This window comes from Nonomuraea antri (genome assembly GCF_013283785.1).
Lineage (GTDB): Bacteria > Actinomycetota > Actinomycetes > Streptosporangiales > Streptosporangiaceae > Nonomuraea > Nonomuraea antri.
Genome location: NZ_JABCPZ010000103.1, coordinates 1 through 20,495 on the forward strand (window position 1 = coordinate 1; position 20,495 = coordinate 20,495).

Genomic DNA, 20,495 nt, shown 5'->3' on the forward strand with positions numbered 1-20,495 from the left:
GCTCGAGTACCCCGAAGGGCCTTTCCGCTCGACTTGCATGTGTTAAGCACGCCGCCAGCGTTCGTCCTGAGCCAGGATCAAACTCTCCAAACAATGTCTGGAAATGAATCCAAGCTGTCCATCATGTTCAAACCATGACAGGGTTATGCATGTAAATCATGCACTGGCTTTTAACACACTGTTGAGTTCTCAAGAAACGGACGCGTACATCTTCACCAGGATCTTCGATCCCGCCTCAGAGGCGCACATTTCGTCTCCTTCAGCTTACCAGATCCGGACGATTCTTGTCAAACCGCCCGATCCGGGAGCTTCCGGACTTGCCTCTCTTCGAGGCAACCCTGCTAACTTACTCCAACTTTCGGCCCTTGTCCAACCGCAGTCAGACGCAGCCCGAAGATTCGGGGTTCAGTCTCAGGAATGTCAGGGCCGACCGGCCCTGCGTTGAAAACTGTAGCAGCCTCAACGCCGTGGAAGGTCCATTCTCAGGTAACGAATGAACCTTCCCCTCGTGCGTACGGTTCAAACACCCAGCGCGGCGAGCTGAGCCTCGAGGCGCGCGATGTCCGCCGCCGCCTGCTCGGCACGCGCCCTGACCTTGGTCACCACGTCGTCCGGCGCCTTGGCCATGAACTGCTCGTTGCCCAGCTTGGCGGTGACCTGCGCGGCCTCCTTGCGTGCCGCGGCCAGGTCCTTCTCCAGCCGCTTGCGCTCGGCCGCCACGTCGATGGCGCCGGCGGTGTCGATCTCCACGCTCACCTGGCCCACGCTGAGCCGCGCGGTGGCGTTGAACGCCTCCGACGGCTCGGTGAGCCGCAGCAGCGACCTGATCGCCGTCTCCTGGGCGGCCAGCGGCGTGCCGGACAGCCCGAGCCTGGCGGCCACCTTCTGGCCCGGCTTGAGCCCCTGGTCGGAACGGAACCTGCGAACCTCGGTCACCAGCTCCTGCAGCGCCTCGATCTCGGCCTCGGCGGCGACGTCCACCAGCGCGGCGTCGACCTCGGGCCAGGGCGCCACGACGATCGACTCGCCACCCGTGACCGCCCGCCACAACTCCTCGGTGACGAACGGCACCAGCGGGTGCAGCAGCCGCAGCAACGCGTCGAACACGTGCCCGAGCACCAGCCTGGTGTGCTCCAGCCCCTCGCCGAGCTGGATCTTGGCCAGCTCCAGGTACCAGTCGCAGACCTCGTCCCAGGCGAAGTGGTAGAGCAGGTCGGACGCCTTGGCGAACTCGAACTCCTCGAACGCCGCGTCGGCCGCCTTCACCACGCTCTGCAGCCGCGACAGGATCCACCTGTCGGCCGCGGTGAGCTCGGCCCCGTCGAGCGACCCCACCGCCGCGCCGTTCATCAGCGCGAAGCGGGTGGCGTTCCAGATCTTGTTGCAGAAGTTGCGCGAGCCGGCCGCCCACTCCTCGCTCACCGCCACGTCGGCGCCGGGGTTGGCGCCGCGCAGCAGGGTGAAGCGGGTGGCGTCGGTGCCGAAGCGCTCGATCCAGTCGAGCGGGTCGACCACGTTGCCGAACGACTTGGACATCTTCTTGCCGTACTGGTCGCGCACCATGCCGTGCAGGGCCACCACGCGGAACGGCGGCTCGCCGTCCATGGCGTAGAGGCCGAACATCATCATCCGCGCGACCCAGAAGAACAGGATGTCGTAGCCCGTGACCAGCACCGAGGTCGGGTAGAAGCGGGCCAGCTCGGGCGTGGCCTCCGGCCAGCCGAGCGTGGAGAACGGCCACAGCCCGGAGGAGAACCAGGTGTCGAGGACGTCGGAGTCTTGCGTGTATCCGGCCGGCGGCTCCTCGTCGGGCCCGACGCAGACGACCTCGCCCGCCGGCCCGTACCAGACCGGGATGCGGTGCCCCCACCACAGCTGGCGGGAGATGCACCAGTCGTGCATGTCGTCGACCCAGTCGAAGTAGCGCTTGGCCAGCTCCGGCGGGTGGATGCGGGTGCGCCCGTCGCGCACGGCGTCGCCGGCCGCCTTGGCCAGCGGCTGGACGTTCACGAACCACTGCAGCGACAGCCGCGGCTCCACCACGGTCTTGCAGCGCGAGCAGTGGCCGACCGAGTGCAGGTAGGGCCGCTTCTCCGCGACGATGCGCCCCTCGGCGCGCAGCGCCGCCACGACGGCCGGGCGGGCCTCGAAGCGGTCGAGCCCCAGGAACGGGCCGTGCGCGGTGATGATGCCGCGTTCGTCCATGACGGTCAGCGACGGCAGGGAATGACGCCGGCCGATCTCGAAGTCGTTGGGGTCGTGCGCGGGCGTGACCTTGACCGCACCGGTGCCGAACGCCGGGTCGACGTGCTCGTCGGCGACCACCGGGATCATCCGCCCGGTGAGCGGCACCTCCACCATCGTGCCGATGAGGTGCTGGTAGCGCTCGTCGGAGGGGTGCACGGCCACCGCGGTGTCGCCGAGCATGGTCTCGGCCCGGGTGGTGGCCACCACGATCTCGTCGGAGTAGCGGATGGAGACGAGCTCGCCCTCGTCTTCGCTGTGCTCGACCTCGATGTCGGACAGCGCGGTCAGGCAGCGCGGGCACCAGTTGATGATGCGCTCGGCGCGGTAGATGAGCCCGTCGTCGAACAGCTTCTTGAAGATGGTCTGGACGGCGCGCGACAGCCCGGGATCCATGGTGAAGCGCTCGCGCGACCAGTCGACGCCGTCGCCGAGCTTGCGCATCTGGCCGAGGATCCGGCCGCCGGACTCTTCCTTCCACTCCCAGACGCGCTCGACGAACGCCTCACGCCCCAGGTCGTGACGCGACAGGCCCTGCTTGGCCAGCTCGCGCTCCACGACGTTCTGGGTGGCGATGCCGGCGTGGTCCATGCCGGGCAGCCACAGGGTCTCGCGGCCCTGCATGCGGGCGCGGCGGGTGAGCGCGTCCTGGATGGAGTGGTCGAGGGCGTGGCCGATGTGCAGGACGCCCGTCACATTCGGCGGCGGGAGGACGATGCTGTACGGCACGCGCGAGCTGCCCGGGTCGGCTCGGAAGTAGCCTTCGGATACCCAGCGCTCGTAGCTACGGGTCTCGACGTCGGCCGGTGTGTATTGAGTAGGCAGCTCTGGCGTTGTCACAGTGACCAATTCTAGGGAGCCGGGCAAGCGAAACGCCCCATGGGCCGAACCCATGGGGCGTCTTCGGGCGTGTCAGGCCGACTTCTCCCGCGGCGTGCGCTGCTGCTTGGCGGCGAGCTGGTCGCGCGGCACGAGGGTCGGAATGGCGTGTTCCAGCACCGATTCGCGGGTGATGACGACGCGTGCGACGTCTTGCCTGGAGGGCACCTCGTACATGACGGACAGGAGCACCTCCTCCAGGATCGCGCGCAGCCCGCGGGCGCCGGTGCCGCGCAGGATGGCCTGGTCGGCGATCGCCTCGAGCGCGTCGTCGGTGAACTCCAGCTCCACGCCGTCGAGCTCGAACAGCTTGCGGTACTGCTTGACCAGCGCGTTGCGCGGCTCGGTGAGGATCTGGATGAGCGCTTCGCGGTCGAGGTTGTGCACCGAGGTGATGACCGGCAGGCGGCCCACGAACTCGGGGATCATGCCGAACTTGAGCAGGTCTTCCGGCATGACGTCGGCGAAGATGTCGGCGGTGTCGATCTCTTCCTTGGAGCGGATGATCGCGTTGAAGCCGATGCCCTTCTTGCCGATGCGCGACTCGATGATCTTCTCGAGACCGGCGAAGGCGCCGCCGCAGATGAACAGCACGTTCGTGGTGTCGATCTGGATGAACTCCTGGTGCGGGTGCTTGCGGCCGCCCTGCGGCGGGACGCTCGCGGTGGTGCCTTCCAGGATCTTCAGCAGTGCCTGCTGCACGCCTTCACCCGAGACGTCGCGCGTGATCGACGGGTTCTCGCTCTTGCGGGCGATCTTGTCGACCTCGTCGATGTAGATGATGCCGGTCTCGGCCTTCTTGACGTCGTAGTCGGCCGCCTGAATGAGCTTGAGCAGGATGTTCTCGACATCCTCGCCCACGTAGCCGGCCTCGGTGAGCGCGGTGGCGTCGGCGATGGCGAAGGGCACGTTGAGCATCTTCGCCAGGGTCTGCGCCAGCAGCGTCTTGCCCGAACCGGTCGGGCCGAGCAGCAGGATGTTGCTCTTGGACAACTCGAGGCCGTCGTCTCTGCCCCGGTCTCCGGACTGCACCCGCTTGTAGTGGTTGTAAACCGCCACCGAGAGCGCCTTCTTCGCCTTGTCCTGACCGATGACGTAGGCGTCGAGGAACTCGTAGATCTCCCTCGGCTTGGGCAGGTTGTCCCACTTGAGCTCGGAGGACTCGGAGAGCTCCTCCTCGATGATCTCGTTGCAGAGATCGATGCACTCATCGCAGATGTAGACGCCGGGACCGGCAATGAGCTTTTTGACTTGCTTCTGACTCTTCCCGCAGAAAGAGCACTTCAGCAGGTCTCCCCCGTCGCCGATGCGTGCCACCCCAGATACTCCTTTGCGTGGGACCGCCCTGCTCCCGCGAGCAGCTTCTCCGGACATCCTCCGGACTTGGCCGAACCGCTCAGGTTTCGACGTTACCGTCTTCTGGGCCCTCAGTGAGCCCCCTAGCGGCGAGTCGCACCGGAACGTGCCCTATTGGGCAGCGCTCCGGTGCGCCACATCTCACCTAGGAAGCAACGGCCTGAGCTCGTTTCTTCCTGGTCGGGATGATGTCGTCGATCAGACCATACGCCTTTGCCTCGTCCGCGTTGAGAATTTTGTCGCGTTCGATGTCCTTGCGGACTTCAGCGGCCGGCTTACCGGTGTGCTTGGCGACGATCTCCTCCAGCAGCGAGCGCATGCGGAGGATTTCGCGGGCCTGGATCTCGATGTCGCTTCCCTGGCCACCGCCCTCGGTGGAGGGCTGGTGGATCAGCACCCGGGCGTTCGGCAGCGCGAAGCGCTTGCCCGGGGTGCCGCCGGCCAGCAGCACGGCCGCGGCGGACGCGGCCTGGCCGAGGCAGACGGTCTGGATCTCCGGCCTGACGAACTGCATCGTGTCGTAGATCGCCGTCATGGCGGTGAACGACCCGCCGGGCGAGTTGATGTAGATGCTGATGTCACGGTCGGGATCGAGCGACTCCAGCGTGAGCAGCTGGGCCATGACGTCGTTGGCCGACGCGTCGTCGATCTGCACCCCGAGGAAGATGATGCGGTCCTCGAAGAGCTTGTTGTACGGGTTGTTCTCCTTCACGCCGTACGACGTGCGCTCGGCGAAGGACGGGAGAACGTAGCGGCCTTGGATGTTCACTTCAGCTCCCCCTAGGAGACGGGGCCCTGTGAGGGCACCTGCCGCGCGCTGCGCACCACGTGGTCGATGAAGCCATAGTCCTTGGCCTCCTCGGCGGTGAACCAGCGGTCACGGTCGGAGTCCGACTCAATCTGCTCCAGCGACTGCCCCGTGTGGAAGGCGATGCGCTCGGCCAGGGTCTTCTTCACGTAGAGCATCTGCTCGGCCTGGATGGCGATGTCGGCGGCGGTGCCGCCGATGCCGCCAGAAGGCTGGTGCATCATGACTCGGGCGTGCGGAAGGCCGTAGCGCTTGCCCCGCGCACCGGCGGTGAGCAGGAACTGCCCCATGGAGGCGGCCATGCCCATCACCACGGTGGACACGTCGTTAGGCACGTATTCCATCATGTCGTAAATCGCCATGCCGGCGCTCACCGAGCCGCCAGGCGAGTTGATGTAGAGCGTGATGTCGCGCTCGGGATCGTCGGCCGCGAGCAGCAGGAGCTCCGCGCAGATGCGGTTGGCGATCTCGTCGTTCACCTCCTGACCGAGCACGATGATGCGCTCGCGCAGCAGGCGCTGGTAAAGCTGGTCCTCAAGCCGGAAGGACGTGCCGTTCTCACGGCCTCGCGACTCAGGCTGATAGAAGGTCGGCGGGCTGGTCACAGCGTCACCTTCCGATGCGTCGTAATCGATGGGCTTTGCTTGTGACCTTAACGCGCGACGCCCCCAGGTCATGCCCGGTCCCCGTACTGTTCGCTGACGGCGCATGTTCGGCTCTCCCGGCTCCCTTGACCTTCCCGCGTTCCGCCACGTCGAGCCCGTGGTCGAGCCCGTGTGGCGACTCGGGGTGGATCACACCCTTCCGGTGGAGAAGGCGGAACTTGTCGTGTTGTGCGCTGCACCGGCTCCTTGAGCAGCCGGTGCGCCGGGCGTGTCCCGGCGGCTCTGAAGGCGCCGGTCCCCACGCGGTGAGCGCGACCCCGTCGTCCGGGCAGGCTCTCGCTCTCCGCGTTCGTCACGAGCGGCCTGGGCGGCTCCCGCGAGGACGACGCGCGGCCCTCCCCCTGCCCCGCAGCGCCGGTCTCTCCCTACCGAACCTCTGCCCGGACGGCGTCTCGTCCCGGCACGGAAAGCACCTCGGATGTGCCCAGAAACAGCCGAAACCCCCAAACCTTCCGGTTCAGGGGTTTCGGCTGACTACTTGGCGCGGTTACGCCTCGGACTTGTCCTCTTCGGACTCCTCGGCCGCTTCCTCGACGACCTCTTCACCGTTGATCTCGGTGTAGATGGCCTTGAGGTCGATCTCGTTGCCCTCGGTGTCGACGACCTTGGCGGCGTCACCGAGCACGGACTTGGCCTTGTCGCGGACGATCTCGACCATGGCCAGCGTGAGCTGGTCGTTGTCGGCGAGGTGCTTGGCCAGCTCGTTCGGCTGCACGCCCATCTCCATGGCGCGGCGGACGACGAAGTTGGTCAGCTCCTGCTCGTTGACGCCCAGCTCCTCGGCCTTGACGATCTTGTCGAGGACGAAGCCGACCTTGATGGCCCGCGCGGAGTTCTTGTCGAACTCCTCGAAGCGCTCCTCCTCGGTCGTCTGGTACAGACGGAAGAACGCGTCGCGGCTCAGGCCGCTCTCGGCGATCTGGTGGTCGAGGTTGTGCTTGCGGGCGTCGACCTCGGCCTTGAGCGCGCTGTCGGGGATCGGGATGTCGATCTGCTCGAGCAGCGCGTCGAGGGCCTTCTCGCGCGACTGGACGACCTGGTCGATCAGCTTGTTGCGGCGAGAGGTCTCGCGGATGCTCTGGCGGATCTCGTCGAGCGTGTCGAACTCACTGGCCAGCTGGGCGAACTCGTCGTCGAGCTCGGGCAGGACCTTCTCCTTGACCGACTTGACGTTGATGATCACGTCGGCCTCTTCGCCGGCGTTCGCACCGCCGACCAGTTCGGTCTTGAAGCTCTTCTCCTCGCCCGCGGACATGCCCTCGAGCGCGTCGTCGAGGCCCTGCAGCACCGAACCGGCGCCGACCTCGTAAGAGACCTCGTTGGCCTGCTGCTCCTCGATGTTCTGGCCACCGATCTCGGCACGCAGGTCCATGACGACGAAGTCGCCCTTGGCGGCCGCGCGCTCCACGCCGGTCAGCGTGGCGAAGCGCTGGCGCAGCGCGTCGAGCTGGGCGTCGACGTCGGCGTCGGAGACTTCGGCGGAGTCGACGGTGACCTCGATGCCCTGGTAGTCGGGCACCTCGAAGTTCGGGCGGATGTCCACCTCGGCGGTGAACTCGATCTGCTCACCGTCTTCGATCTTCGTGACCTCGATGTCAGGCTGGCTGACCGGGAACACGTCGACCTCGTCGACGGCCTGGCCGTACAGCTTGGGCACCGCGTCGTTGAGGGTCTCCTCCAGCACTACCGCCCGGCCGAAGCGCTGCTCGATGATGCGGGCCGGAACCTTGCCAGGCCGGAACCCGGGGACGCGCACCTGCTGCGCGACCTTCTTGTACGCCGCATCCATGCTCGGGCGCAGCTCGTCGAACGGCACCTCGACAGTGAGCTTGACCCGGGTCGGGCTGAGCTCCTCGACAGCGGTCTTCACGGAATGGTCTCCTTGATCAAGCTACGAGTGACCGCGGGCGCGTCCATTCGGTACGGCTCACGCGCCGCGCCCACATGAGCGGCGTTGGGGCATGCTCCGCCATGGCGGGAACCAACGCCGTTGGTCAGTCTAGGGCAGATGCGTACCCAACAACGACGCGCGACGGTCAGAACTCGTCAGCGATCTCCCGCAGGAGCGAGACGGTCTCGTCCGGTGTGGTGCTCACGGCGCACAGCCGCTCCATCACCGTTGTGTAACGGTCCACATCTTCCCGTTTGTCCAGATACAGCGCGCTCGCCAGCTGCTCGACGTAGACGACGTCCGGCAGGTCGCGGTCGGGGAAGCGCAGGACGCTGAAGGCGCCTCCCTCGGCGCTGTGCCCGCCGAAGCTGAACGGCATGATCTGGATTGTGATGTTCGGCTGCCTCATCAGGTCGATGAGGTGCTCGATCTGGGCCCGCATCACCTCGGCGCCGCCGATCGGGCGGCGCAGCGCGGCCTCGTCGATGACCGCCCAGAAGATCGGCCCGTCGGGCCGGTCGAGCATCCGCTGGCGCTCCAGCCGGAGGTCCACCCTCCTGGCGATCTCCTCCACCGCGATGCCCGCCGAGCCCGCGGTGACGACCGCCCTTGCGTACTCCTTGGTCTGCAGCAGTCCCGGCACGAACTGGACCTCGTAGGTCCTGATCCTGGCGGCGGCCTCTTCAAGGCCGACGTACGCCTGGAACCACGTGGGCAGGACGTCGTTGAACCTGTGCCACCAACCCGGCTCGTTAGCCGTGGCGACCAGATCGAGCACGGCGGAGCGGGCCTGGTCGTCGACGACTCCGTAGAGCGTCAGCAGGTCCGCCACGTCTCGTGCCTTGAACCCCACTCGGCCGAGTTCCATCCGGCTGATCTTGGATTCCGACCCCCGGATGAGGTGGCCGGCCTCCTCACGAGTGACGTTGTTCGCTTCCCTGAGCTTGCGCAGCTGGGAGCCCAGGAGGATGCGCAGCGCCGTCGGTCCGGAACCCGGCTGGTTCTGCGTCACTTTGCCTCCTATCAAGGTCCGCACACACAGTGACACCAGATCGCCGGGTATGACAAGGTCTCAACCTCGTGTCCGGTTCGGCAAGCTTTACGGGCAAACGGCGGGTGCCGTTGCCGTTTGCAGCTGCACGTGCATTTGGGTCTTGCAGCGGCGGCGAGTCGTGACCCATGATGGCCTAGTGCATATTGGGCCAAACATGCACTAAACCAGAGGCAACGGGGAGGTATCGGCGAGATGGTGGAGGATCATCTGGCCACTGCCGATTGCCTGCAGATCACCCGCGAGGTCGGCTTCGACACCCTCCTCACCGACGGGAAACCGTACGCCACCTCGTGCCCGCTGCCCTTTCAAGCCGACTCGGTGAAGACCGCGCGCGACGTGACCCGGTCCACCCTGCACGGCTGGGGACTCCACGAGCTGAGCGACGACGCCACCCTGGTGGTCTCCGAACTGGTCACGAACGCCGTCAGGTACGCCATGTACGCCGCCGGCCGCCGGGAGATCACGCTGCTGCTCATGCGCGTCGCCCCGCACGTGCTGCTGGCCGTGGCCGACCCGAGCGACGAGGTCCCCACGCCCAAGGAGCCCGACTTCATCTCCGAGAACGGGCGCGGGCTCTACATCGTCGAGACCTACAGCCAGTGCTGGGGCTGGGACCCGCTCGCCAAGGGCGGCAAGGCCGTGTGGGCGCTCTTCCACGCCGACTCCTGAATCCTGGACCATGCACGACCCCGTCGCCCGTGACCCCGCGCCAGAGACGCGGCCACCTGCGGCCACGACGCCGATCCACCTGGACAGCCACGGCGAGACCCTGCTCGGCCTGCTGCACGTGCCAGCTGGACCGGGACCGCACCCGCTGATCGTGCTGCTGCACGGGTTCCCGGGCAACGAGCGCAACTTCGACCTGGCGCAGGCGCTGCGCAGAGCCGGATACGCGGCCCTGGTCTTCCACTACCGCGGCTCCTGGGGTTCGGGCGGTTCCTGGGCGTGGCGGCACGTGCTGGAGGACTCCGTTCACGCCGTGGCCGCGATGCGCGACTCGTCCGCCGGGCACGGGATCGATCCCGCCCGCGTCGGGCTGTTCGGCCACAGCATGGGCGGCTTCGCGGCGTTGATGACGGCCGCGGCCGATCCGTCGATCGGCGCGGTGGCGTCCACCTCGGGCTTCGACGTCGGCGCCGCCGCCGCGGCGTGCGCGGCCGACCCCGCCGCAAGAGCCGCCTACGTGCGCGCATTCCAGGACGAGCTGCGCCCGCTGCGCGGCACCAGCGGCGAGGCCCTGGTGTCCGAGCTGGAGTCGGCGGGTCAGGCGTGGAGCCTGCCCACGCTCGCGCCGCGCCTGACCGGCCGTCCCGTGCTGCTCATCGGCACCGCGCGGGACGAGGTGACCCCCGTGCCCGTGCACCACGACCCGCTGGTGCGGGCCTACCAGGGCCGCGCCGAGCTGGAACACCACGTCTTCGAGACCGACCACTCGCTGTCCGACCACCGCGTGACGCTGGCCAGGGTGGTGATCGACTTCTTTGACCGGCGTCTGACGTGACCGTGCGCGCGGAACGGTCAGTGCGGAGCCGGCGGAAGGAACGTCATGGGTGACGACATCAACCGGCTGCACCACGTGGGCCACGTCGTGCGGGACATGGGAGCGGCGATCGGGCTGTATCGCCGGCTGGGGTTCAGCGTGCCTGAGTCGCTGCCCCTGAGCGTGCCTCGGCAGGCCGGGGCCCCGGGGGTGGATCCGTGGGCGGGCGCCGGGGTGGGCCCGGGGGTGGGTGCGGGGGACGCCCGCGTCAGCTTCGCCGAGGGGTTCGTCGAGCTCGTCAGCGCCAAGACGCCCGCCCCGCGCGCGGAGGTGCCGTGTGTTGAGGGGCCGCGTACGGAGGGGGTGCGTGCGCTGAGCGCCGGCTCGCCCGACATCCAGAGCGCGGCAGGACGGCTGGAGTCCGCGGGCGTCGACCACCACGGGGTGCGCGTCGTGCGCCGGCCCCTGGTCAACCCGGCGGGTCCGCGTCCGGAGCCGCTGCGCTACCTGGAGCTCGACGCTCCCGAAGGCCGGCTCGCCGTGGCCGACAACCCGGCGCTGCCCGCGCCCGCCGATCATCCGAACGGGGCGATCGACCTGGTGGAGTGCCTGTTGTGCGTGGCCGACGCCGACCTGCCCGCCGTATCACGCCGGTACGAGACCTATCTCGGGCATGCCGCCTCGGGCACCTCGTTCGAGCTCGGCGGTGGCCGGGTGACGCTGGTGCCGGCGTCCGGGCTGGGCGCGTTGCTGCCCGGTGAGCGGCCGCCGGCGCAGTTGCCGGGGTTCGCCGGTTACGTGGTGCTCGTGCGCGATCTGGAGGTGGCCGAGCGGTTCCTGCGGGCGCGCGGGGTGCCACTCACGCAGACGCCGTCTGGCGACCTGTTCGTGCCCGCGGCGGCCGCGCACGGCGTGGCGATCGCCTTCCGCCAGGCGGACTGACCCGCCCCCGGCACCGACCGGCCCAACCGGCCCGAACGTCGGCCAGGCCCCGACACCGACCCCCGCCAGGCCTCGACGTCGGCCTGGCCCCGACGCCCGCCGGGCCCTACAGCGGCCAGGTGCAGGCACGCCCGTTCGGGTCAGTCGCCCACCGCGCCGTCGATGCGCTCGCGCAGCAGGTCCGCGTGGCCGTTGTGCCGGGCGTACTCCTCGATCATGTGGACCAGCACCCAGCGGTGCGAGCAGTCCTGGCCGTGGCGCTGCTGCTTGCCGATGGCCTCGATCGGCAGCGCGGCCGAGATTTTCCTGGCCAGCTCGACCTCCTGACGCCAGGTGGCGAACGCCTCGTCGGCCGAGGCCGTGTCGACGTCGTCGAAGTCGGCGTCCCGGTGCGCCTGCTTGCCCCACAGCAGCGGGACGTCCTCGCCGTCGAGCACCCGGCGGAACCACACCCGCTCCACGTGCGCCATGTGCCGCACCATGCCGAGCAGCGACATCGAGGACGGCGACGCCGACCGCAGCCGCAGCTGCTCCTCGGACAACCCGGCGCACTTCATCATGAGCGTCTCACGATGGAAGTCGAGCCAGCTGGTCAACATGTCACGCTCACTGGCGACAAAAGGGGGATTCACCCGGTTATCCGTCATGCGGGCGACCCTACCGTCACCCGTCCGCGCCCGATAACGGCCGCACGAACGGCGCCACCAGCATCGGACGGTCGAGCAGATCCTCCGTGAAAGGCACCCCGGTGACCTTGGCCGCCAGCGCGAAGGCCCGGGCCACGGCGGTGTCGTAGCCGGCCTCCCAGTCCGCGTCCCACGCGGCCTTGGCGGCCGCCGGGGTCTCCAGGCCCAGGTCCAGCTCCCGCATGAACCCGTCGAGCCGGTCGGGCTCGCTGCCGTGACGCTCGTACGGCTGCCAGGGCGGGTAGCCCGTGACGATCGTGCCGTCGATCGCGTACTCGAAGCCGTGCTCGGCGTAGTCGTGGCGGGTGATCGCGAGCACCTCGCAGCCCGCCGACAGCCTGGGCAGCACCTGATGCAGCGTCACCATCCAGCCCGCAGGCTCGATGACCACGCACCACTCCCCCACCGGCAGGACGCCCACGTGGCCGCCGCCGTCACCGCCGCCGGAACCGGAGGCGAACGCGCAGGCCTTCGCGAGCAGTTCCGCGAAGTCCGACTCGCGCCCGGCGTCCTCGTCACGGCTGAACCTGCGCACGACGCCCGCCGGGTCGAGCCCGCGGAAGAACGCCACGCTGAAGATCACGTCGAGCCGGCCGCCGCCCTCGCTCTCCGGCACGTTGAGCCACCGGAACGGCGCCAGGGGATCGTTCGTCGTCATGGCGGCCATGGTGGCAGGCGGCACCGACACTTCACTCAGCCGCGGATCGGATGGGCGGACTGGAAGGCCAGCCGCTCGTCCGCGCCGTCGCCGAGCCGGGTGAGGAACTCGTCGAGCGCGGCGAACTCCTCCCACGGCGGCCGGCCGGTCGCCGTGGCCAGGTGGTTCACGACGAGGTCTTCGAGTTCCGGCACGCGCTTGTTCTTCCACACCTTGTCGGCCAGGCTCACCAGCAGGTCTTCGAGGGTGGTGCCGGGGTCCGTCCAGGACGCGTGGGTGGCCGCGAAGCGGGCGAGCCCGGCGTCGACCCCGTGCCGGAGCAGCAGGTCCCGGCCGGCCGTTTCGTGGGCCGAGCCGGGGCCGGACAGTTCGGCCACGTGCAGGACCTTGCCGATGTCGTGGGTCGCGGCGCCGAAGAGCACGGCGGGCACGTCGAGGTCCAGGTCGGGGTGCCGCCGTCCGGCCCAGTCGGTGATCCGCCAGGCGACGTCGTGGACGAGCCGCAGGTGGGCCGCCAGCCTGGGCGGGCAGTTCAGCGACGTCAGCAGCTCGGCGACCCGGGCGGGCAGCGGGCGCACCGGTGGCTCGCCCGGGTCGTTCAGCGCCCGAGCCAGTGCGGTGGAGTTCGCCACGAGATCGCCGGTCCCAGTGCGTCGAGTGTCGGTGCGTGCGTCGCGTCCCGGTGCGCCCGGTGTCAGTGCATCGAGATGTGCACGTGGTCGTAGTGGTTCTCGGTGATACTGCCGCGATCGGACATTCCGCGCCACCCCGAGCCCATGTTGATCTTCTGTTCCCAGATCACGTACTTGATGCCGAGCTTGGCCCGGTTCTTGACGGCCCACTCGGCGATCTTGTCGCCGAGCGCGTTGTTGACCGCGGTGGGCATGGAGCCGCCGCTGCTCATCATGAAGTCGCAGGCCCGTCCGAGCGGGTGCTCGCCGCTCGATCCCGAGCGGAAGCAGCCGACCGCGTACGGCAGGGTGAAGTTCTTCTCGATCACCTGGCGCATCATGCGGGTGCGGCCGGTGATGTTGTCCGAGCCGCTCGGCAGCTGGGGCGCCCAGCTGCCGTCGGAGTTGCGGCCGGGGCCGTACGGCACGAGGTCTTCGAGCTTCTTGCGGATGTCGGCGATGACGTCCTCGGCCTCGTCGCGCTGACCGGCGACCTCGGCGGCGTCGTCGCGGATCTGGCCGGCCAGCGCGGCGGCCTCGTCGGCGGCGCGCTTCTTGGCGTCGCGGGCCTTGGCCACGCTGTCGACCACGGCCTGCTGCTGCGAGCTGAGCTGCTCCAGCAGGGCGGCGCTGTTGCCGTCACCGGGGATGAGCATGCCCATGACCATGGGGCCGCCGTTGCGGTAGCGCAGGCTGACGATCTCGGCGACGCGCTGCTCGGCGGTCTTGAGCGTCTGGTCCGCGGCCGCCAGCCGCTCCTTGGCCGCCTTGGCGGCCTGCTGGGCCTTGGCCAGCTCGACGCGCTTGAGGTTGTAGGCCTCGATGAGCTTGTCGACCTTGCTGTTGAGCTTCTTCAGCTCGGCTCTCAGCTCGGCTTCCGTGGGTTTGGGCGCCGCCGACGCCGTCGCCGGATAGAAGGCGACCGCCGCGGCGGTGATGAAACCGATGGCAAGACCCGCGGGGGACGAAGCCGCCACGTAGGTGTTCCTCTCCCTCTGCCGGCCGGGTTAGCTGACGGGTTCGGGCATGGGAGTGACGCCCTACCACGGAAGTGGATTCACCCCAGGTGCGGTGGGTCCCCGGCTCCCGGGCGACGCGCCCGGGATTAGGCGTGCTACGGCAGTTACGGCCGCGCATGAAGGGATATTAGTGGTAGATCACGAGTAATGCGACATTAATCAGAAATCCATTAGTGATCTATCTGTGATCGTAGCAGCCGGGCGGCCTCTTCCGGGAGCACGTCGTTCACGAAGGCGCCCATCGCGGACTCCGAGCCCGCCAGGTACTTCAGCTTCCCGGGCGCGCGCCTGATGCTGAACAGCTCCAGGTGCAGGTACGCTAGCTCGCGCCCCGCACGCACCGGCGCCTGGTGCCAGGCCGAGATGTACGGCATGGTCACTCCGAAGACGCCGTCCAGCGCGCGCAGCACCGAGGTGTAGAGCGGCGCGAAGGCCGAACGCTCGGCGTCCGACAGCGCGGCCAGGTCGGGCACCTGGCGGTGCGGGTAGAGATGCACCTCGAACGGCCAGCGCGCGGCGGCGGGCACGAACGCGGTCCACGACTCGTTCGAGGCCACCACGCGCACCTCGGCGGCCCGCTCGGCGGCCAGCACGTCGGCGGACAGGTTGCCGCCCTTGTCCCGCGCGTGCCTGGCCGCGGCGCCGAGCTGGAGCCTGGTGCGCGGCGTCACGTACGGGTAGGCGTAGATCTGCCCGTGCGGGTGCGACAGCGTGATGCCGATCTCGTCGCCCCGGTTCTCGAAGCAGAACACCTGCTCCACGCCCTCGATCGCGGACAGCTCGGCGGTGCGGTCCGCCCACGCCTCCATGACCAGCTCGACCTGCTCGTCGGACAGCCTGGAGAACGACGAGGAGTGCTCGGAGGTGAAGCACACCACCTCACACCGTCCCGCTCCCGGGCGCACCTCACTCAACCCGCCCGGGTCCTGATAAGTCCCAAAATTTCCGGAAAAAGAGGGGAAGCGGTTCTCGAACACCACCACGTCGTAGTCGTACGCCGGAATCTCCGACGACCGCGTCTCCGACGACGGGCACAGCGGGCACTCGTCGGCCGGCGGCAGGAACGTCCGCGTCTGCCGGTGCCCGGCCATCGCGATCCACTCCTCCGTCAGCGGGTCGTAACGCAGCTCCGAGGCCACCGGCCGGGGATCGAGCGGCCGGCGGTCGATCGCGCTCCTGTCGGCGTCGTCACGCCGGTCGAAGTAGATCAGCTCCCGGCCGTCGGCGAGCCTGGTGATGGTGCGCTTCACTGCGAGTCCTCCGCGATGATCAGTTCTCCGGCCCGTTCGGCCAGCTCCGTGCGTGCTTCCTCGGGCAGTCCCGCGTCGCTGATGACGACGTCCGCCTCGGTCAGGTCGGCGATCGTGCTGATCCCGACCGTGTTCCACTTGGTGTGGTCGGCGGGGACGACGAGCCGGTGCGCGGCCGCGACCAGCTCCCTGTCGGTCTCGGACTCCAGCAGGTTCGGCGTGGTGAATCCGGCCCTGAGGCTCATCCCGTGCACGCCGAGGAACAGCGTGTCGACGTGCAGGCGTCTGATGGCGGCCACGGCGACGGGGCCGACGAGCGCGTCGGAAGGCGTGCGCACGCCGCCGGTCAGCACGACGGTGCGGTCGGCGCGCGGGCTGCGGTGGAAGACGTCGGCGACCGGGATCGAGTTCGTGATCACGGTCAGCTCGGGCACGTTGACCAGGTGGTGCGCCAGCGCCCAGGTGGTGGTGCCGGCCGACAGCGCCACCGCCGTGCCCGGACGCACGAGCTCCGCGGCGCGACGCGCGATCAGCTCCTTCTCCTGCTGCTGGCGGGCGGACTTGGCGGTGAAGCCCGGTTCCTCGGTCGAGCCGGGGCCGAGCGCCGTCGCGCCGCCGTGGACCTTCTCCAGCAGCCCGCGCTCGGCGAGCACCTCCAGGTCGCGCCTGATGGTCATGTCGGAGACCCCGAGCTCGCGTACGAGATCGGCCACTCGGACGCCGCCGCTGCTGCGTACGCGTTCGAGGATCGTCTGCTGCCGCTGCTGTGCGAGCACGGTCTCTCGCTCCTTCCAACAGATTCCACCAAATTATGACACGACTATGTTGGGGAATGTTAGATCAGCCCTGGTGCTTGTGCGGTGAGCGCGGCCGCGAGACGTTGGGAACACAGGCCACACCGATCACCGGAGGTGAGCTTATGGCCAGACGTGCACGCAAGGGCAGGGCACGCAAGAAGAAGAAGGCCAACCACGGCAAGCGCCCCACAGCCCGCTGAGCCCCCGTGCGCCGGGGTGCCGCCGGCGCGGGCGGCCCCCCCGGCGCACGGCCTCGCCGTCGCCGCGTCGCGCTCAGCCGGGCAGGTGGGTGAGCGCCTGGTCGATGCGTTCCTGGGGCAGGGTGAAGTCCTCCAGCTCACCGGCCAGATGGCGGTCGTAGGCGCCCAGGTCGAAGTGCCCGTGTCCGCACAAAGCGGTCAGGATGACCTTCTCCTCGCCGCTCTCCCTGCAGCGCAGCGCCTCGGCGATGGTCTCGGCGAGCGCGTGCGTGGGCTCGGGGGCCGGGACGATGCCCTCGGTCCTGGCGAAGCGGACGCCGGCCTCGAAACACTCCTTCTGCGACCGGGTGACGGCCTCGAAGTGGCCCAGCTCGTACAGGTGCGACAGCAGCGGCGACATCCCGTGATAACGCAGCCCGCCGGCGTGGATCGGGTCCGGGACGAAGTCGTGTCCCAGCGTGTGCATCTTGAGCAGCGGCGTCAGGCCGGCCGTGTCACCGAAGTCGTAGGCGTACGTGCCGCGCGTGAACGACGGACAGGCGGCGGGCTCGACCGCGCGGAAGGTCGTGCCGAGCCGGCCCGCCAGCTTCTCGCGCATGAACGGGAACGCCAGCCCGGCGAAGTTCGAGCCGCCGCCCGTGCAGCCGATGACCAGGTCCGGCATCTCCGGAAGCTGGCCCAGCGCCTCCTCGCCGATCACGGTCTGGTGCATGAGCACGTGGTTGAGCACCGAGCCGAGCGCGTAGCGGGCGTCGGGCGTGCTCGCGGCCACCTCGACGGCCTCGCTGATCGCGATCCCCAGGCTGCCCGGCGAGTCCGGGTCGTCGGCCAGCGCCTTGCTGCCCGCGTTCGTCTCCGGCGAGGGGCTGGCCAGCACGGACGCGCCGTACACGCGCATCAGGGACCTGCGGTACGGCTTCTGGTCGTAGGAGGCGCGGACCATCCAGATCCGGCATTCGATGTCGAACTGGGCGCAGGCGAAGGCCAGGGCGGAGCCCCACTGTCCCGCGCCGGTCTCGGTGGTGAGCAGGCGCACCCCCTCGCGGGCGTTGTAGTACGCCTGCGGGACGGCCGTGTTCGGCTTGTGCGACCCGGCCGGTGAGACGCCCTCGTACTTGTAGTAGATCCGCGCCGGGGTGCCGAGCGACTTCTCCAGCCGGCGCGCCCTGATCAGCGGCGTCGGACGCCAGAGCCGGTAGACGTCCAGCACCTCCTGCGGAATCGGGACGAACCGCTCCCCGCTCACCTCCTGCCCGATCAGCTCCATCGGGAACAGCGGCGCCAGGTCGTCGGGGCCGACGGGCTGACGCGTGCCGGGGTGCAGCGGCGGCGGAGGCGGGACGGGCAGGTCGGGGACGATGTTGTACCAGTTGCTGGGGATCATCGTTTCAGTCTGCGCCGGTCGCGCCGCCCATTCCAGAGGACAATCTAGACACATCACCTGTCGCTCGCTACGTTGGTTGAAACACTTCACAGGAGGACAGTGTGAAAATCCGTGCGGTCGTCTTCGACATCGGCGGCGTTCTGGAGCTCTCCCCCATCAGCCGGCACGAGCCCAGCGCCGGCATGCGCGGCCTGGACGAACGCTGGGAGGCCAAGCTCGGCCTCACCCCCGGCCGCATCAATGAGCACATGGACGCCACCTGGCGGGCCGGCACGATCGGCGCCGTCACCCTCGACGAGGTGCACCGGGAGCTGGCCCGGCTGCTCGGCGACGAGAGCGAGGCGTACATGGAGGAGGTCTGGGCGGAGTACCTGGGCGTGCTCAACACCGAGCTCGCCGACTACCTGGCCGGGCTGCGTCCCCGCTGCACGACCGGGATCCTGAGCAACAGCTTCGTCGGGGCCAGGGAGCGTGAACAGGCCGCGTACGGCTTCGAGGACCTGGTCGACCACCTGGTCTACTCCCACGAGGCCGGGATGACCAAGCCGGACCCGGCCATCTACCTGCTGACGTGCGAACGGCTCGGCGTGCGTCCTGAGGAGACCGTGTTCCTCGACGACGTGGAGCCGTACGTGGCCGGCGCCCGCGCGGCCGGGCTGCACGCCGTCCTGTACCGCGACAACGCCCAGGCCATCACCGCCCTGAACACCCTGCTCAACAGCTGACAGCAAGCCCGCCCTGAGCCCGCTCAACCCTTGACGGCGAGCCTGCTCGGATGGTCGGCCCGCACCACCACGTCGGCCGTCGAGCCAGGATCGACCTCCCGCTCGTAACGCCGATAGGCGGGCAGACGCCACCGCTCATCCTCCGGCGTGCCCCGGGCCAGCGCACCCTCCGACAACCACAGATGCACGCTCACCTCCACCGGCAACCCGCGCCCAAGCAGCAGCGTCCCGTCCACGAGCACCACCCCGCCGCGCGGCAGTTCCTGATACGGCTCCCGGTACGCCCGATCCACCCGGCTGTCCCACAATCGGGCCAGCACGCGTCCCGAACCGCCCGGGGCGAGCGGTTCGAGCACTTCCCGTACCAGCGCCCCGGTGTCGAGCCAGTCGTCGTAGAAGGCGTCGGGATCGGTCCTGCCGTGCTCGAGCCGCAGCGAGGCGGGCCGCAGGAAGTCGCCCGCCGACACGCGCAGCACCGCACGCCCCCGCACCCGCAGCGGCGTCACCAGCTCATCGGCCAGCTCCCCCGGACGGGCGGCCGGCGCCCCGTCGACCAGCACCCGCACCCACGAGCCCGGCGGACGCCCCGAGATCCGCTCGGCCAGCTCCGCCACCAGGGCTTCACGGGAGATCGCTCGCACACGCATCGGGCCCCAGCCTAGAAGAGCCCGCCCGAAGATCGCGAAAGGCCAGGCAGCCGCTGGGCTGACCTGGCCTTTCACCGACGAGAGCGGACGACGGGAATCGAACCCGCGTAGCTAGTTTGGAAGACTAGGGCTCTACCATTGAGCTACGTCCGCGCGAACCGGTCGAACTCTGGTCTAGACTTCATCCGGTCGTCAGGGCGTAAGCGTACCGGAGTCGCGGAGCGCGTGCGTACCCGGCGGCGGCGGGGCGTGGCGCAGCTTGGCAGCGCGCTTGCTTTGGGAGCAAGAAGTCGCAGGTTCAAATCCTGTCGCCCCGACCAGCTCAGCGGCCCCACCCGATTCGGGTGGGGCCTTCTGCTTGTCTGCCGAAGCAGCCGGGCCTTTCTCCGGTTCCGATGACCTGGTCATGAGTGGCAAGATCACGCCGTGACCGACTACGAGCAGGTGTCCGCCGCCTTGCGGAACACCTCCTGGATCACCTGGTGCACGGGCGTGACCCTGGACGACGTCCTCGCCCTCTACGGCGGGAGCCATCACTTGGTGACGTCCGCCACGCTCAGCGAGGCCCACGAGGACGCGCACTTCTGTCTCGAAGAGGACATACCGCTGCTCCTCGCCGGCACTCTCGGCGATGGCGTCGTCCTCCTGGAGCCAGGACTGCCCTTCGTGTGGACCCACGAACGGGTGCGCCTCTCCCAGGCAGGTGTCTGCCTGGAAGTCGGCTGGAGCGACTTCGGCCCGCCGATGATCACCTACAGGGAGAAGGGGCAGGTCGTGGTGAGCTTCGACGCCACCATGTGGGATTTCCACCTCACGCCCGACCAGGAGACGGCGGAGCGCTGGATGAGCATCACCCCCGGCGGACTGGAGGGGTGGCAGACCCGGTACCGGACGGCGTCGCTGATGACGGCGGAGGCCATCATGGGCGCGTCCATGGATGAGCAGTGGCTGGCGCGCCAACACACCTGCATCACGCGTAGAAGGGCTGACTCGGAGCGGCCTCAGCCGCGCTCGGTGGGCCTAGGAGAGCTGCTGGAACATGTCACAGCGCCTCTCCCGGACGAAGCGCGGCCCGAATCGGCGGGCGAAGCTCCGAACGGCTCTGATGGCGGCCACCCGCCCGCCTGACGCTCGCCGTC

At 68.8% G+C, this 20,495-nt stretch carries 20 protein-coding genes, 2 tRNA genes, 1 rRNA gene and 1 riboswitch; of the genes, 7 read left to right on the top strand and 16 right to left on the bottom strand.

The annotated features are described in order from the left end of the window. The 7 genes from HII36_RS29300 to HII36_RS29330 all read right to left on the bottom strand — a co-directional run. Window positions 1-93: ribosomal RNA gene (locus HII36_RS29300) — 16S ribosomal RNA — on the bottom strand; the annotation flags it as partial. 426 nt (window positions 94-519) lie between these two features. Beyond that, a complete protein-coding gene (locus HII36_RS29305) occupies window positions 520-3,084 on the bottom strand; it encodes a valine--tRNA ligase (protein ID WP_456238021.1) in 2,565 nt (854 codons plus the stop codon). Window positions 3,085-3,156: 72 nt separating this feature from the next. Further along, the gene (gene clpX, locus HII36_RS29310) at window positions 3,157-4,440 is read right to left on the bottom strand and encodes an ATP-dependent Clp protease ATP-binding subunit ClpX (RefSeq protein ID WP_173526502.1); all 1,284 of its coding nucleotides are present in this window, start codon (window positions 4,438-4,440) and stop codon (window positions 3,157-3,159) included. A gap of 184 nt (window positions 4,441-4,624) precedes the next feature. Next, window positions 4,625-5,248: an ATP-dependent Clp protease proteolytic subunit gene (locus tag HII36_RS29315; RefSeq protein ID WP_173526503.1), complete on the bottom strand. Its 624-nt coding sequence runs from the start codon at window positions 5,246-5,248 to the stop codon at window positions 4,625-4,627. An 11-nt stretch (window positions 5,249-5,259) separates the two neighbouring features. After that, window positions 5,260-5,892, bottom strand: a complete 633-nt coding sequence (locus tag HII36_RS29320; protein WP_173526504.1) for a ClpP family protease — start codon at window positions 5,890-5,892, stop codon at window positions 5,260-5,262. Window positions 5,893-6,439: 547 nt separating this feature from the next. Further along, window positions 6,440-7,822 (bottom strand): trigger factor, encoded by a 1,383-nt coding sequence (tig, locus tag HII36_RS29325; protein WP_173526505.1) that lies wholly within the window; start codon window positions 7,820-7,822, stop codon window positions 6,440-6,442. A 166-nt stretch (window positions 7,823-7,988) separates the two neighbouring features. Then, entirely contained in the window at window positions 7,989-8,855 is an 867-nt protein-coding gene (locus HII36_RS29330) for a helix-turn-helix domain-containing protein (protein ID WP_173526506.1), read from the bottom strand. A 234-nt stretch (window positions 8,856-9,089) separates the two neighbouring features. On the opposite strand from HII36_RS29330, the gene HII36_RS29335 reads away from it, so the two are divergent. The 3 genes from HII36_RS29335 to HII36_RS29345 are packed head-to-tail and all read left to right on the top strand — an operon-like array spanning window position 9,090 to window position 11,319. Next, on the top strand, window positions 9,090-9,566 hold the full coding sequence (locus HII36_RS29335) for an ATP-binding protein (RefSeq protein ID WP_173526507.1): 477 nt from the start codon (window positions 9,090-9,092) through the stop codon (window positions 9,564-9,566). Between the two features lie 10 nt (window positions 9,567-9,576). Beyond that, complete coding sequence (locus tag HII36_RS29340) at window positions 9,577-10,398, top strand: alpha/beta hydrolase family protein (protein ID WP_173526508.1); 822 nt, start codon at window positions 9,577-9,579, stop codon at window positions 10,396-10,398. A gap of 45 nt (window positions 10,399-10,443) precedes the next feature. Beyond that, window positions 10,444-11,319, top strand: a complete 876-nt coding sequence (locus HII36_RS29345; RefSeq protein ID WP_173526509.1) for a VOC family protein — start codon at window positions 10,444-10,446, stop codon at window positions 11,317-11,319. A gap of 140 nt (window positions 11,320-11,459) precedes the next feature. Here HII36_RS29345 and HII36_RS29350 read toward each other — a convergent pair whose 3' ends face one another. The 6 genes from HII36_RS29350 to HII36_RS29375 form a co-directional block, all read right to left on the bottom strand. Beyond that, complete coding sequence (locus HII36_RS29350) at window positions 11,460-11,918, bottom strand: DinB family protein (protein WP_407940832.1); 459 nt, start codon at window positions 11,916-11,918, stop codon at window positions 11,460-11,462. A gap of 64 nt (window positions 11,919-11,982) precedes the next feature. Beyond that, complete coding sequence (locus HII36_RS29355; protein ID WP_173526511.1) at window positions 11,983-12,663, bottom strand: DUF6461 domain-containing protein; 681 nt, start codon at window positions 12,661-12,663, stop codon at window positions 11,983-11,985. 35 nt (window positions 12,664-12,698) lie between these two features. After that, window positions 12,699-13,295 (bottom strand): HD domain-containing protein, encoded by a 597-nt coding sequence (locus HII36_RS29360; RefSeq protein ID WP_328807947.1) that lies wholly within the window; start codon window positions 13,293-13,295, stop codon window positions 12,699-12,701. A 62-nt stretch (window positions 13,296-13,357) separates the two neighbouring features. After that, on the bottom strand, window positions 13,358-14,311 hold the full coding sequence (locus HII36_RS29365) for a coiled-coil domain-containing protein (RefSeq protein WP_173526512.1): 954 nt from the start codon (window positions 14,309-14,311) through the stop codon (window positions 13,358-13,360). Between the two features lie 5 nt (window positions 14,312-14,316). After that, a riboswitch (cyclic di-AMP (ydaO/yuaA leader) is annotated at window positions 14,317-14,456 on the bottom strand. Window positions 14,457-14,523: 67 nt separating this feature from the next. Then, complete coding sequence (gene galT, locus HII36_RS29370; RefSeq protein ID WP_173526513.1) at window positions 14,524-15,603, bottom strand: galactose-1-phosphate uridylyltransferase; 1,080 nt, start codon at window positions 15,601-15,603, stop codon at window positions 14,524-14,526. Continuing rightward, complete coding sequence (locus tag HII36_RS29375) at window positions 15,600-16,379, bottom strand: DeoR/GlpR family DNA-binding transcription regulator (RefSeq protein WP_173526514.1); 780 nt, start codon at window positions 16,377-16,379, stop codon at window positions 15,600-15,602. Before HII36_RS29375 ends, galT begins: the two co-directional genes overlap by 4 nt. 143 nt (window positions 16,380-16,522) lie before the next feature. Here HII36_RS29375 and HII36_RS59290 point away from each other — a divergent pair, with 143 nt between their 5' ends. Further along, a complete protein-coding gene (locus HII36_RS59290) occupies window positions 16,523-16,600 on the top strand; it encodes a 50S ribosomal protein bL37 (RefSeq protein WP_372513659.1) in 78 nt (25 codons plus the stop codon). Window positions 16,601-16,673: 73 nt separating this feature from the next. Here HII36_RS59290 and HII36_RS29380 read toward each other — a convergent pair whose 3' ends face one another. Beyond that, on the bottom strand, window positions 16,674-17,984 hold the full coding sequence (locus HII36_RS29380; protein WP_173526515.1) for a TrpB-like pyridoxal phosphate-dependent enzyme: 1,311 nt from the start codon (window positions 17,982-17,984) through the stop codon (window positions 16,674-16,676). Between the two features lie 101 nt (window positions 17,985-18,085). Between HII36_RS29380 and HII36_RS29385 the strand changes: the two genes are divergently transcribed. After that, window positions 18,086-18,709 carry an HAD family hydrolase gene (locus HII36_RS29385; RefSeq protein ID WP_328807948.1) on the top strand — a complete coding sequence of 208 codons (624 nt, stop codon included), beginning with the start codon at window positions 18,086-18,088 and terminating at the stop codon, window positions 18,707-18,709. Window positions 18,710-18,732: 23 nt separating this feature from the next. On the opposite strand, the gene HII36_RS29390 is transcribed toward HII36_RS29385, so the two are convergent. Then, window positions 18,733-19,356: a nucleoside/nucleotide kinase family protein gene (locus HII36_RS29390; protein ID WP_173526516.1), complete on the bottom strand. Its 624-nt coding sequence runs from the start codon at window positions 19,354-19,356 to the stop codon at window positions 18,733-18,735. A gap of 82 nt (window positions 19,357-19,438) precedes the next feature. Further along, window positions 19,439-19,509: transfer RNA gene (locus HII36_RS29395), tRNA-Gly, on the bottom strand. Window positions 19,510-19,599: 90 nt separating this feature from the next. Here HII36_RS29395 and HII36_RS29400 point away from each other — a divergent pair. Together HII36_RS29400 and HII36_RS29405 are read left to right on the top strand one after the other, a co-directional pair. Beyond that, window positions 19,600-19,676, top strand: a tRNA-Pro gene (locus HII36_RS29400). Window positions 19,677-19,782: 106 nt separating this feature from the next. After that, on the top strand, window positions 19,783-20,484 hold the full coding sequence (locus tag HII36_RS29405; RefSeq protein ID WP_173526517.1) for a hypothetical protein: 702 nt from the start codon (window positions 19,783-19,785) through the stop codon (window positions 20,482-20,484). Window positions 20,485-20,495 lie beyond the last annotated feature (11 nt).

Bases quoted from the DNA above. Each gene is read 5' to 3' on its own strand.
- HII36_RS29335 (WP_173526507.1), top strand. From the start codon at position 9,090: ATGGTGGAGGATCATCTGGCCACTGCCGATTGCCTGCAGATCACCCGC.
- HII36_RS29340 (WP_173526508.1), top strand. From the start codon at position 9,577: ATGCACGACCCCGTCGCCCGTGACCCCGCGCCAGAGACGCGGCCACCT.
- HII36_RS29345 (WP_173526509.1), top strand. From the start codon at position 10,444: ATGGGTGACGACATCAACCGGCTGCACCACGTGGGCCACGTCGTGCGG.
- HII36_RS29350 (WP_407940832.1), bottom strand. From the start codon at position 11,918: ATGTTGACCAGCTGGCTCGACTTCCATCGTGAGACGCTCATGATGAAG.
- HII36_RS29355 (WP_173526511.1), bottom strand. From the start codon at position 12,663: ATGACGACGAACGATCCCCTGGCGCCGTTCCGGTGGCTCAACGTGCCG.
- HII36_RS59290 (WP_372513659.1), top strand. From the start codon at position 16,523: ATGGCCAGACGTGCACGCAAGGGCAGGGCACGCAAGAAGAAGAAGGCC.
- HII36_RS29380 (WP_173526515.1), bottom strand. From the start codon at position 17,984: ATGATCCCCAGCAACTGGTACAACATCGTCCCCGACCTGCCCGTCCCG.
- HII36_RS29390 (WP_173526516.1), bottom strand. From the start codon at position 19,356: ATGCGTGTGCGAGCGATCTCCCGTGAAGCCCTGGTGGCGGAGCTGGCC.